This window comes from Nocardioides bruguierae (assembly GCF_023656415.1).
GTDB classification, from domain to species: domain Bacteria; phylum Actinomycetota; class Actinomycetes; order Propionibacteriales; family Nocardioidaceae; genus Nocardioides; species Nocardioides bruguierae.
Window position 1 is genome coordinate 15,544 of record NZ_JAMOIL010000011.1, and the last position, 11,443, is coordinate 26,986.

The window sequence follows — 11,443 nt, forward strand, 5'->3', positions numbered from 1 at the left end:
TCGGTGCGCCGGTGCCGGGCGGATGGGTGCCGACGGCACCTTTTCGTGGGCCTCGCCGCGAGCACGGCCCTCTGTGGCTCGGGAGCGGGGACGTCGCGGTGGGCCTGACCTGCACGAAGCCGACATCTGTCCCCTAGATGGGGGATCTGCACCTGTGGGAAGCCTGTGACCTGGCCGGTCCGCTTCTCACCCTTTGGTGGAGGGTGCTGAGGTGGCGGCATGAGCGAGAGCCCCCTCGTCGTCTCCCGGTCCGTCCTGCTGCGCACCGGCGCAGGTCTCGGCGGCCTGGCCGGGCTCGGCCTGCTGGGCGCCTGCAGCGCGGAGGAGTCGTCCGGTCCGGGGGCCTCGTCCACGTCCGGCGCGCCCTCCTCGAGCACGTCCGGCTCGGCGTCCGGCTCGGGGTCCGCCTCGCCATCCGCGTCCACGAGCACGAGCGCGAGCCCGACCGAGGACGCGACCGAGGACGCGGTGCCCCGCCGCGTCCGCGTGCGCGTCGCGAGCACGCTCGTGACCGGGCTCAACGTGCCGTGGGGCCTCGCGTTCCTGCCCGACGGCAGCGCCCTGGTCTCCTCGCGCGACACCGGCCGGGTGCACCGGGTGGGCCCGTCGGGGCGCCGCCGGACGATCGGTGAGGTGCCGAGCGTCTCCAACGTCGCCAGCGCCGGCGAGGCGGGCCTCCTCGGCCTCGCGCTGCACCCCGACTTCCCACGCCGGCCCTGGCTCTACGCCTACCGGTCGACGGCCACCGAGAACCAGGTCGTGCGGATGCGGTTCACGCCCCGCGGCGCCGGCGGCGGCACGCTCGGACGCCCGCAGGTGCTGCTCGACGGGATCGCGAAGTCCGTCCACCACAACGGTGGCGCCCTCGCCTTCGGGCCGTCCGGCCACCTGTTCGTCGCCACCGGCGACGCCGAGGTGCCGTCGTCCGCCCAGGACACCGGCTCCCTCAACGGCAAGGTGCTGCGCCTCGAGGCCGACGGCTCCGTGCCCGCCGGCAACCCCTGGGGCAACCCCGTGTGGTCGCGCGGGCACCGCAACGTCGAGGGGCTCGCCTTCGACGGTGCCGACCTGTGGGCCTCGGAGTTCGGCGAGAAGACCGCCGACGAGCTCAACCGGATCGTCAGACGCGGCAACTACGGGTGGCCTGACGTCGAGGGGTCCGACGGACGCGGCGGCTACCGCGACCCGCTCGTGCAGTGGGCCACCGACGACGCCTCGCCCGCCGGCATCGCGGTCGCCCACGGCCGTGCGTGGCTGGCCACGCTCCAGGGGCAGTGCCTCTACGCCGTCACCCTCCGCGGCCCCCGGAAGGGTCGCGTCGAGCGGTTCCTCACCGGCCGCTACGGCCGCCTGCGCTCGGTCGCCGCCGCGCCGGACGGCAGCCTGTGGCTCGGCACGTCCAACACGGACGGCCGCACCACCCCGTCGGCCGGGGACGACCGGCTCCTGCGGCTCGCCGTCCGGTGATCGAAGTGCGAGGCCGCGTGGCCGTCCGGTGATCGAGGTGCGAGGCGGCTCGCCGTCCGGTGATCGAGGTGCGAGGCCGTCCACGGCCGAGCCTCGAGATCGCCGCACCCGATCGTCGGTGCCCGACCCGCCGGTCTCGAGGCTCGTCGCCGGGGCTCCTCGCACCCCGACCACCGGTGGGCGGCCGCTGGTCGAGGAGGCCGTCCACGGCCGTCGCGAGACCGAGGCCCCGCGACCTCAGGTGACGAAGCGGAAGAGCGGGGAGTCCGGCTCCACGGGGGTCACGACCAGCGGGCTGGCGTCCATCCGCTCGAGCAGCCCCGCCAGGTCGGTGGCCGCGCCCAGCTCGACGCCGACGAGCGCGGGGCCGGTCTCGCGGTTGTTGCGCTTGACGTACTCGAACAGCGTGATGTCGTCGTCGGGGCCGAGCACCTCGTCGAGGAAGCGGCGCAGCGCCCCCGGCTCCTGCGGGAACTCCACCAGGAAGTAGTGCTTGAGCCCTTCGTGCACGAGCGCCCGCTCCACGACCTCGGCGTAGCGGGAGACGTCGTTGTTGCCGCCGGAGACGATCGCGACGACCGGCGAGCCGGGCGGCAGGTCCAGCCCGGCGAGCTGCTCGAGCATCCCGACACCGGTGGTGGCCAGCGCCCCGGCGGGCTCGGCGATGATCCCGTCGGAGGAGTACAGCGCGAGCATCTCCACGCACAGCGCGCCCTCGGGCACGGCCAGCATCAGGGGCGGGTGCGCAGCCACGACGGCGTAGGTGGTGGCCCCGACGCGGCGGACGGCGGCACCGTCGACGAACCCGTCGAGCCGCTCGAGCTCGACAGGCTCACCCGCGTCCAGCGCGGCCGCCATCGAGGCGGCACCGGCCGGCTCGGCCGCCACGACCTGCACGTGGGGCGCGCGCTCGGCGAGCACCGTGAGGCAGCCGGCCGCCAGGCCGCCGCCCCCGACGGGGACGACCAGCGCCGCCGGCGTCCCGACCCCCGCCTCGGCGAGCTGGGCGAGCACCTCGAGCGCCACCGTGCCCTGCCCGGCCACGATCCGCGGGTCGTCGAACGCGGGCACCGGGGTCGCACCGGTCTCGGCCGCGAACGCGGCGCTCGCGCGGGCGGCCTCGTCGTAGGTGTCCCCGCCGATGACGACGTCGACCAGGTCGCCGCCGAGCACCGCGACCCGCTCACGCTTCTGCCGCGGGGTGGTGCGCGGCAGGTGGACGCGCGCCCGGACCCCCGCCCGCGCGCAGGCCAGCGCCACGCCTTGGGCGTGGTTGCCGGCGGAGGCACAGGTGACCCCGCGGGCCTGCTCCTCGGCGGAGAGGCCGGAGATCAGGTGGTAGGCGCCGCGTACCTTGTACGAGCGGACCGGCTGGAGGTCCTCCCGCTTGAGCCACACCTCCAGGCCCGTGGCCTCGGAGAGGCGGTCGCTGCGGTGCAGCGGGGTCGGGGTGAGGACGCCGGCAAGGCTCTGCGCGGCGGCGTCCACGTCTGCGGCGGTGGGGAGGTGCACCCCGCCAGCCTCTCAGAGGCGCGCGGCGTGGTTCAGCGGGGCGCCATCCGCAGGGCGCCGTCCATGCGGACGGTCTCGCCGTTGAGGTAGTCGTGCTCGACGAGGAAGAGCGCGAGGTCGGCGTACTCGGACGGCTTGGCCAGGCGCTGCGGGAACGGGACGCCGGCGGCCAGCCCGGCCCGGAACTCCTCCGAGACGGTGGCCAGCATCGGCGTCTCCACGATGCCGGGCGCGATGGTGTTGACCCGGATGCCGTGCTGGGCGAGGTCGCGCGCGGCCGGCAGCGTGAGGCCGACGATGCCGCCCTTGGAGGAGGAGTAGGCGGCCTGCCCGACCTGCCCCTCGAACGCGGCGACGCTGGCGGTGTTCACGACCACGCCCCGCTGCCCGTCCTCGAGCGGCTCGGTCGCGGCCATGGCCTCGGCCGCGATGGTGAGGACGTTGAAGGAGCCGATCAGGTTGACCTGCACGACCTTGGCGTAGAAGTCGAGGTCGTGGCGGCCCTTGCGGCCCAGGATGCGCATCGACGGCCCGATGCCGGCGCAGTTCACCGCCACGCGCAGCGAGAGGCCGGACGCGACGGCCCGCGCCACCGCGTCGTCGACCTCGGCGGGGACGGTCACGTCGGTGGGCACGTAGGTGACGCCGTCCACCTCCGGCGCCGACTCGATCGAGGCCGGGAGGTCGAGCGCGAAGACCTGTGCGCCCGCGCCGGCGAGCCGGGCGGCGGTGGCCGCCCCGAGCCCGGAGGCGCCTCCGGTGACGATCGCGGCGGTGTCGGTGACCTGCATGGGTGTCCTTCCTGGACGGTTCGTGCTGTCGGTTCGTGCTGTCTGCTCGTGCTGGGCGACGCGGGGAGGCGTCAGTGGGCGAGTGCCGGCACGGGCAGCTGCTCCACCACGCCGGTGTCGCACCGCGCATCCTTGTCGAGGGAGCGGCTGATGACGACCCGCTGGATCTGGTTGGTGCCCTCGAAGATCTGCATCACCTTCGCCTCGCGCATGTACCGCTCGGCGGGGAAGTCGCGGGTGTAGCCGTAGCCGCCGAGCACCTGCACGGCGTCGGTGGTGACCTTCATGGCGTTGTCGGTCGCGACGAGCTTCGCGACGGAGGCCTCCCGGCCGTAGGGCAGCCCGGCGTCGGCGAGGCTCGCGGCGGAGAGGTAGGTCGCGCGGGCCGAGACGACGGCCGCCTCCGCGTCGGCCAGCAGGAAGGCGACGCCCTGGTGGTCGAGGATGCGCTGCCCGAAGGTCTCGCGGTCGCGGGCGTAGCCGAGCGCCAGGTCCAGCGCGCCCTGGCCGAGCCCGGTCGCCACGGCGGCGATGCCCAGCCGGCCGGCGTCCAGCGCCGCCAGGGCGATCCGCAGGCCCTCGCCCTCGGCGCCGATGCGGCGCTCGAGCGGCACCCGCACGCCGTCGAGCCGCATGGTGGCCGTGGCCGAGCCGGTCAGGCCCATCTTCCGCTCGGGCTTGTCGGCCGAGAGCCCCGGCGCGTCCGCGGGGACGAGGAAGCAGGAGATGCCGGTGCGCTCGTCGGAGGTCCGGGCCATGACCGTGTAGAAGTCGGCGTGGCCGCCGTGGGTCGTCCAGGCCTTGGCGCCGTCGAGCACGTACTCGTCACCCTCGCGGCGGGCGGTGGTGCGCATGGCGGCCGGGTCGGAGCCGGCGTGCGGCTCGGAGAGGCAGTAGGCCCCCAGCCGGTCGCCGGCCAGCATGTCGGGCAGCCAGCGGGCGCGCTGCTCGTCGGTGCCGAACCGGGCCAGCGGGAAGCAGGAGAGCGTGTGCACGGAGACGCCGACCGCCACGGAGGCCCACACCGAGCCCAGCTCCTCGAGCACCTGGAGGTAGGCGCCGTAGGGCAGGCCTGCACCGCCGACGTCCTCGGGGTAGGGCAGGCCGAGCAGGCCGGTGCGGCCCAGCGAGGCGAAGACGTCCCGGGGGAACGCCTCCTCGGCCTCGGCCTCGGCGGCGCGGGGCGCCAGCTGCTCGTGGGCGATGGTGCGGACGAGGCGCAGCAGGTCGACGGTGGTGTCGTCGGCGAGGACGCGGCGAGCGGGCATGGGTGGCCTCCCGGGCGGCTGGCGGAGCGGAGCGGTCGAGAACGTGAGGAGTACCACAGTACGCATCTCAGTACTGGCTGACCAGGTGGCTGCGCGGCCTACCCGCGGGTAGCCCTACAGTCGTGTCCCATGACCGCGCATGACCCGGACCCGGCGGCGCCGCCGGCGTCCGCCCGTCGGGGGGCGCGCCGCGACGAGCTCCTGGCCGCGCTGGTCGACCTCTTCCTCGCCGAGGGCTTCCTCGACCTCGGCATCGGCGACCTCGCCGCCCGGCTGCGCTGCTCGCGCACGACGCTCTACCAGGTGGCGGCCTCGAAGGAGCAGATCGTCACGACCGTGGTGGGGCGGTACTTCCGCGAGGCCACCCGGAAGGTCGAGCAGCGCGTCGCGGCCGAGCCCGACCCCGGCCTCCGCGTGACCGCCTACCTGCTCGCCGTCGCCGAGGCGCTCGCGCCGGCGGGGCCGCGCTTCTACGCCGACCTGGCCGCGCACGCCGCGGCCGGCGAGGTCTACCGCCGCAACACCGAGGCGGCGGCGGCCCGGGTGCGGCGGCTCGTCGAGGAGGGCGTGGCGGCCGGGCGCCTGCGGCCGGTCGACGGCGCCTTCGTCGGGGCCGCGGTGGCGCACCTGATGGAGGGCATCCAGGTCGGGACGCTGCGGGAGCGGACCGGCCTGGACGACGCCACCGCCTACCGGGCGCTGGCCGACCTCGTGGCTCGGGGCCTGGCGCCGGCCGCGCACTCCTGACAGGCCCCTCCTGCGTCCGCCTCCTGTCGGTGGCAGGGAGTGGCCGCGCCTGAGGAGAAGGGTGCGGGGATCGGTCACACCCGTTGCCTGTGAGGGCCCTGTAGCGCCCGTCACACGACCTCTGACCAGGGTGGACGCCCGTTCCTGTGCCCGAGTGACGGCATCGGTGACCGGTTTGGACCGGTCAGAAAAGTAAAGGCCTGCCGTTCCAGTCGGCGCGCTCCGCTGGGAGAGTGGTTGCCGAACCGCCACGTGGGGAGGCGGTGGGAAGGCCGCCAGGGCATGGTCACGGAACAGGCGCGAGGAGCTCCGCTCAAGCCGCTCGAGGACACCACACCGCTCAACGGTGCCGCCCTCGACGTGCCCGTGCGCGTGGGCTGGCTGCTGCGGATGGCCCGGCTGACCGCTGGTGACGCCGCCGCGTCCCGCCTCTCCGACATGGTCGAACGCCTCGGCGACGAGGGCCTCGCCACCAGCTCCTCCTCGCTCCACCGGCTCGAGACCGGGGTCGTGCGCGACGGTGGCCTGGTCGACGCCTACGAGCGCGTGCTGCACCTCCCGGCGTCCTCGCTGCGCGCGGCCGTGGACGTCATGTGCCGGGCCTTCCCCTACTCGCCCGCCGACCGCGACCCCGGCACGCCGGCCGGCACCGTCGAGGAGATGCAGCGCCTGCACGCGCCGGTGCTCGACGGCAGTGCCGCCGGGCACGAGTGGCTGGCCTGGGCGCGGGCCATGGCGCTGCCGGGCAACATCGGCCTGCCGCGCGGCCTCTCCCTCGACCTGTTCGGTCAGCTGCTCTCCGAGGCCGGCCGCGCCGTCGGTCGCGGCTACGCGGCCCGCTACGACGCGCTGTCGCTGCTGCGGCGCAGCGCGTACGGCGGGCTGGTGGTCGAGGCGGTGCGCGACTGCGTGGCCGACCCGCACGTGCAGGTCGTCAATGACCCGCTGGCCGTGGTCGGCCAGGCGGTCGACGACCCGACGACGGCCTGGGCGCTCGACCTGATGGAGGACCAGCGGCCCTGGGTCGTCCAGGGTGCCTGCCTGGCGCTGGAGACGATGGCCGAGGTCTCCGGGGACCGCGGCTTCTGGACCCCGCACGTCGAGCGGCTGGCCCTGGCCTACAACGAGGCGCACCCCGGCACCGGCCCGTGGCGCTGGCTCTCGCACCTGATGCGGCTGCTGCCGGCGTCCGACCTGCAGCGGGTGCGCGGGCGGCTGGCGCACGCACCCAGCCCCACGGTCGCCGCGCCCGACCCGGCCAACCGCACCGCCAACCCCGTGTGGCTGGCCTGCGAGCAGCAGAGCAACCAGGTCTGCGACCGGCTCGGCGTGCCGCCGCAGCCGCTGCTGACCCGCCTGCTGTGGGAGATCGTGGCCGGCGGGCCGGAGAGCCGGGCGTCGGCCGCGTCCTTCCTGTGCACCTCCATCGAGCCGCTGCGCGCGGCCGTGGCCGACGCCGTCGCGGAGATCGCCGTGACCTCCCCCGACCCCGCCGTGCGTGAGCGGGCCGGCCGCCGGCTGGTCGGCCTGGTCGACGTCCGCGTCCCCCGGGTGCTCACGGGGTGGGCGGACGACGCGGGCGACCGGCACCGGCTCGGGCTGCTCGTCTCCGGGGTGGCCGGCGAGGTGATGCCCGAGCACGTCCTCCTGGCCGCCGTCGAGACCCCCGGCAGCGCCCGCGCCGCCACCTACTCGGCCGGCATGGCCGCGCACCCGCTGCTGCCGCGGCTGGCCGCCAGCCCGGACCCGGACGTGGCCGGCGCAGCCTGCTGGTGGCTGGCCCACGGCTCGCGCGTGCGCGACCGCGACCTCGTCGTCCGCTGAGCCCACCCGGTCGGTGGGCTGGGCCGCCGGACCCCGGTCACCTACACTCATCCGTGAGGGGAGTACCCCGCCCAAGCTCGACCCGGTCAGTACGTCGGTCTCCACGGACCGACCCGGGCGGCGCCGGCAACCGCGCCGGTGGGGGAGACCTCAGAGATCGCGCAGCGCCTCGTGGCTGCTGCGCCGACCCCTGAGGAGCACGTCCCGTGACCACCCTTGCCGCACCGATGGCGATCGAGTCCATCGGCACCCCGACGCTGTGGGCCGCCACGATCGGCGCCGTCGTCGTCCTGCTGGTCCTCGACTTCATCGCCACCCGCAAGCCGCACGAGGTCTCCTTCAAGGAAGCCGTCGGCTGGTCGCTGTTCTACATCGCGCTGCCGGTCGCCTTCGGCGTCTTCATCTGGACCCAGTACGGCGGCTCGATCGGCACCGAGTACTACACCGGCTACATCGTCGAGAAGTCGCTCTCGGTCGACAACCTCTTCGTGTTCATGCTCCTGCTCGGCGCGTTCTCGGTGCCCCGCGAGCTCCAGCAGCGGGTCCTGCTCTACGGCATCATCGGCGCGCTCGTCCTGCGTGGCATCTTCATCGCCCTCGGCGCCGCCGCGCTGGACAAGTGGAACTGGGTCTTCCTCGTCTTCGGCGCGGTGCTGCTCTTCACCGGCTTCAAGCTGCTGCGCGACGCGCTGACCGGCCACGACGAGCAGAACGTCGACGTGGACGAGATGAGGATCGTCCGGCTCGTGCGCCGCGTCATGCCGGTGACCGACACCTACGAGGGTCCGCGGATGACGGTCAAGCAGGCCGGCAGGCGCGCGCTGACCCCGTTCGCGCTGGTCACCATCGCCGTCTTCGCCACCGACATCGTCTTCGCGGTCGACTCCGTGCCGGCCGTGTACGGCATCACCGGCGATCCGTACCTGGTCTTCGCGACCAACGCCTTCGCGCTGCTCGGCCTGCGAGCCCTGTACTTCGTGATCGAATCCGCGCTGGCCAAGCTCGTGCACCTCTCCTACGGCCTCTCCGCGATCCTCGTCTTCATCGGCGTGAAGCTGGTGCTGCACTGGGGCCACATGACCTGGTCCTCGGTGCCCGAGATCCCGACCGTCACCTCGATGCTCGTCATCGTCGGCATCCTCGTGCTCACCACGATCACCTCGCTGGTCGCCTCCTCCCGCGCGGAGAAGGCGGAGGAGCAGGACGAGATCTCGGCCTGAGTCGGTCTGCTGGTGACACGACCCCCTGCCCGCACGTCGGGCAGGGGGTCGTGTGCTTCTTCCTCGTGGTGAGGGGCTGCCTCAGGCCGGCGTGTGCTCGCCGGCCAGGTCGGCCTCCACCTCACGGTGGGCGAGGACGGCGGCGGCCCGCTCGGCTCGCACGGCCCACACGATCCCCGCGACCCAGGCGACGGCGATCGTGCCCGCGAGCACGGCGACCTGCGTGCCCGTGGCGCCGAACGCCTCGGCGAGCGTCTTGGAGTTGGTCAGCACGATGAGGCCGCCCGCGGCCACGCCCAGCACGCGCGGGGCCAGGATGCGGACCAGCCAGGCCGCGACCGGGGCGGCGACCACGCCGCCGGCCAGCAGCGCGCCCGCGTAGCCCCACGGGATGCCCTGGCTGCTCAGGGCGATGATGAAGCCGAGCGAGCCGCCGATGGCGACCACGAACTCCGAGGTGTCGATCGAGCCGACGACCTTGCGGGGCTCGAGGCGGCCGGAGGAGAGGAGCGTGGTGGTGCCGACCGGGCCCCACCCGCCGCCGCCGACGGCGTCCAGCGCACCGCCCACGAGGCCGAGCGGCGCCAGGAGCGCGGCGTGCGGCCGTCGTCCGAACTGCGGGCGGCGGCCACCCAGGGCGAGGAAGCGCCAGATCACGTACAGGCCGAGGCTCAGCAGGATGCCGGCGACGACCGGCTTGGCGAGGGCCCCGTCGAGGTTGGCCAGGAACGTGGCGCCGGCGAACGCGCCCACGAAGCCGGGCCCGGCCATGATCGCGACGGTGCGCCAGTCGACGTTGCCGAGGCGCGCGTGCGAGGCGCCGGAGACCAGCGAGGTGCCGATCTCGGAGAAGTGGACCGCGGCCGATGCCGCTGCCGGGCCCACGCCGACGGCGAGCAGCAGGGTCGTGGACGTGACGCCGTAGGCCATGCCCAGCGAGCCGTCGACGAGCTGGGCGAACAGGCCGACGAAGCCGACCAGCAGGAGTGTGCGCACGGGGCGCTCCTTTCGAGGGGGAAGCCGATCGGCTTGTCTTGTAAGTCGATCTGTTTGGTCAACTTAAATGACAAAGGGGTCGGCGTCCAGCACCCGCCCCTGTGACCCGGCCCCTGGCAGGCTGGTGTCGTGCGGCGGCTCTGGATGGTCGGCCTCGGCTGGCCGCTGGTGGTCGGCGGCGTGGTGCTCTACCCGCTGCCTGGCCCCGGCCTGCTCCTGATCGCCCTCGGCGTGCCCCTGCTGGCGCGCTACGACGAACGGGCCGCACGGTGGCTGCGGCCGGCGCAGCGGCGCGCTGCGCGAGACCGCGCGGGCGGTCGAGACGTGGCCGCGGACGCTCGTGAGCGCGCTCGTCACCGCCCTGGTCGGGCTGGCCGGCGTGCTGTGGCTGCTCGAGCCCGCTCAGCCCGCCTGGTGGGGGCTGCCCGCCTGGACGTGGCTGCCCGGCGGCTGGTGGGCCGGGGTCTCGCAGGTGGCCTCGGGCGTGGTCTGCCTGGCGCTGGTGGCCTGGGCGCGGGTGGTGCTGGGGCCGGGGCGCACGCCGGCGTCCGCCCTGAGGTCGGGGGAGCTCAGCGAGGAGTCGCGTCGATCCGCAGCGTGAGGAAGGTGCTCAGCGGGTCCGGGGCGTAGTCGGCGAAGGGCTCGGTGTCGACGAACCCGTGGCGGCGGTACAGCGACCTCGCGGGGGCGAAGAAGTCCTCCGAGCCCGTCTCGAGCGAGATGCGGGTCGTGCCCTGTGCGCGGGCGTGCTCGAGCACGTGGGCCAGCACCTGCGCGCCGATGCCCTCGCCGCGACGGTGGGGTGCCGTCCGCATGGACTTCAGCTCCAGGTGGCCGTCCCCGAGGTCCTTGAGCGCGGCGGTGCCGAGCAGCTCGCTGCCTGCCCCGTCGTGCGCGACGAAGAACGTGATCTCGGGGCGCCGCAGGCCCTCGACGTCGAGCGCGTGCACCGACTCGGGCGGGGAGATGCTGCGCATCTGGGTCACGTGGGCCTCGAGGAAGGCGATGACCTCGGGGTCGTGGACGTCGTCGGTGCGGATGGTCAGGGCCACGACGGGAGCGTACGGGCGTGCCTGCTCACCCGGAACGGCTGGGAGCCTCCTGTCAGGATGGAGCCATGACGCGGGCCGCGAAGATGATCGTGATCGAGGTCCTCGGCTGGCTGCTGGTGCTGGCCGGCATCGCCGCCCTGGTGCTGCCGGGGCCGGGCCTGCTGATGATCTTCGCCGGCGTCGCCCTGCTCTCCCAGCGCTACGCCTGGGCCGAGCGCAGGCTCGCACCGATCAAGTACCGCGCCCTCAAGGGCGCGGCCGACTCGGTCGACAACAAGCTGCGCGTGGCCGGCTCCGTCGTGCTCGCGATCTGGCTCCTGGCCTGGGGTGTCGTGTGGATCTGGTCGCCGCCGGCCCCGTCGTGGTGGCCGGTGGCCGACTCGTGGTGGCTGATCGGTGGCGCCGGCACCGGCGTGACCCTCATCCTCTCCGGCCTGCTCGCGATCTTCCTGATCGTGTGGAGCATCCGCCGCTTCCGCGGCCACCCGGAGGCTCTCGAGGCCGTCGAGGCGGAGTACGCGGAGCACAAGCGCCGCTCCTGACCTCTCCCGGCCCGGTGGTCGAGG

Annotated in this window: 11 protein-coding genes and 1 pseudogene; 7 read left to right on the forward strand and 5 right to left on the reverse strand. The window is 74.3% G+C overall.

All coding sequences use genetic code 11. From position 1 onward, the window contains the following. Positions 1 to 219 precede the first annotated feature (219 nt). The gene (locus M8330_RS09870; protein ID WP_250827191.1) at positions 220 to 1,467 is read left to right on the forward strand and encodes a PQQ-dependent sugar dehydrogenase; all 1,248 of its coding nucleotides are present in this window, start codon (positions 220 to 222) and stop codon (positions 1,465 to 1,467) included. A 237-nt stretch (positions 1,468 to 1,704) separates the two neighbouring features. Here the strand turns inward: M8330_RS09870 and ilvA are convergent, their stop codons facing one another. From ilvA to M8330_RS09885, 3 genes are all read right to left on the reverse strand, one after another. Further along, on the reverse strand, positions 1,705 to 2,979 hold the full coding sequence (ilvA, locus tag M8330_RS09875; RefSeq protein WP_250827192.1) for a threonine ammonia-lyase IlvA: 1,275 nt from the start codon (positions 2,977 to 2,979) through the stop codon (positions 1,705 to 1,707). Positions 2,980 to 3,011: 32 nt separating this feature from the next. Continuing rightward, on the reverse strand, positions 3,012 to 3,770 hold the full coding sequence (locus M8330_RS09880) for an SDR family NAD(P)-dependent oxidoreductase (RefSeq protein WP_250827193.1): 759 nt from the start codon (positions 3,768 to 3,770) through the stop codon (positions 3,012 to 3,014). A gap of 71 nt (positions 3,771 to 3,841) precedes the next feature. Next, on the reverse strand, positions 3,842 to 5,038 hold the full coding sequence (locus M8330_RS09885) for an acyl-CoA dehydrogenase family protein (protein ID WP_250827194.1): 1,197 nt from the start codon (positions 5,036 to 5,038) through the stop codon (positions 3,842 to 3,844). A 129-nt stretch (positions 5,039 to 5,167) separates the two neighbouring features. Between M8330_RS09885 and M8330_RS09890 the strand changes: the two genes are divergently transcribed. The 3 genes from M8330_RS09890 (at position 5,168) to M8330_RS09900 (ending at position 8,829) form a co-directional block, all read left to right on the forward strand. Continuing rightward, entirely contained in the window at positions 5,168 to 5,785 is a 618-nt protein-coding gene (locus tag M8330_RS09890) for a TetR/AcrR family transcriptional regulator (protein WP_250827195.1), read from the forward strand. 282 nt (positions 5,786 to 6,067) lie between these two features. Then, entirely contained in the window at positions 6,068 to 7,609 is a 1,542-nt protein-coding gene (locus tag M8330_RS09895) for a hypothetical protein (protein WP_250827196.1), read from the forward strand. 206 nt (positions 7,610 to 7,815) lie between these two features. Beyond that, on the forward strand, positions 7,816 to 8,829 hold the full coding sequence (locus M8330_RS09900; RefSeq protein ID WP_250827197.1) for a TerC family protein: 1,014 nt from the start codon (positions 7,816 to 7,818) through the stop codon (positions 8,827 to 8,829). 81 nt (positions 8,830 to 8,910) lie between these two features. Here the strand turns inward: M8330_RS09900 and M8330_RS09905 are convergent, their stop codons facing one another. Then, positions 8,911 to 9,825, reverse strand: coding sequence for a sulfite exporter TauE/SafE family protein (locus tag M8330_RS09905; RefSeq protein ID WP_250827198.1), 915 nt, complete (start codon positions 9,823 to 9,825; stop codon positions 8,911 to 8,913). 144 nt (positions 9,826 to 9,969) lie between these two features. Here M8330_RS09905 and M8330_RS22670 point away from each other — a divergent pair. Together M8330_RS22670 and M8330_RS09910 are read left to right on the forward strand one after the other, a co-directional pair. Further along, positions 9,970 to 10,107 (forward strand): annotated as a pseudogene (locus tag M8330_RS22670) (PGPGW domain-containing protein); the annotation flags it as partial. 58 nt (positions 10,108 to 10,165) lie between these two features. Beyond that, positions 10,166 to 10,426, forward strand: coding sequence for a hypothetical protein (locus tag M8330_RS09910; RefSeq protein WP_250827199.1), 261 nt, complete (start codon positions 10,166 to 10,168; stop codon positions 10,424 to 10,426). Here the strand turns inward: M8330_RS09910 and M8330_RS09915 are convergent. Further along, a complete protein-coding gene (locus M8330_RS09915) occupies positions 10,395 to 10,877 on the reverse strand; it encodes a GNAT family N-acetyltransferase (protein WP_250827200.1) in 483 nt (160 codons plus the stop codon). The genes M8330_RS09910 and M8330_RS09915 overlap by 32 nt on opposite strands. A gap of 65 nt (positions 10,878 to 10,942) precedes the next feature. Here M8330_RS09915 and M8330_RS09920 point away from each other — a divergent pair, with 65 nt between their 5' ends. Further along, positions 10,943 to 11,419: a PGPGW domain-containing protein gene (locus M8330_RS09920; RefSeq protein ID WP_250827201.1), complete on the forward strand. Its 477-nt coding sequence runs from the start codon at positions 10,943 to 10,945 to the stop codon at positions 11,417 to 11,419. Positions 11,420 to 11,443 lie beyond the last annotated feature (24 nt).

Bases quoted from the DNA above. Each gene is read 5' to 3' on its own strand.
- M8330_RS09870 (WP_250827191.1), top strand. From the start codon at position 220: ATGAGCGAGAGCCCCCTCGTCGTCTCCCGGTCCGTCCTGCTGCGCACC.
- M8330_RS09880 (WP_250827193.1), bottom strand. From the start codon at position 3,770: ATGCAGGTCACCGACACCGCCGCGATCGTCACCGGAGGCGCCTCCGGG.
- M8330_RS09885 (WP_250827194.1), bottom strand. From the start codon at position 5,038: ATGCCCGCTCGCCGCGTCCTCGCCGACGACACCACCGTCGACCTGCTG.
- M8330_RS09890 (WP_250827195.1), top strand. From the start codon at position 5,168: ATGACCGCGCATGACCCGGACCCGGCGGCGCCGCCGGCGTCCGCCCGT.
- M8330_RS09895 (WP_250827196.1), top strand. From the start codon at position 6,068: ATGGTCACGGAACAGGCGCGAGGAGCTCCGCTCAAGCCGCTCGAGGAC.
- M8330_RS09920 (WP_250827201.1), top strand. From the start codon at position 10,943: ATGACGCGGGCCGCGAAGATGATCGTGATCGAGGTCCTCGGCTGGCTG.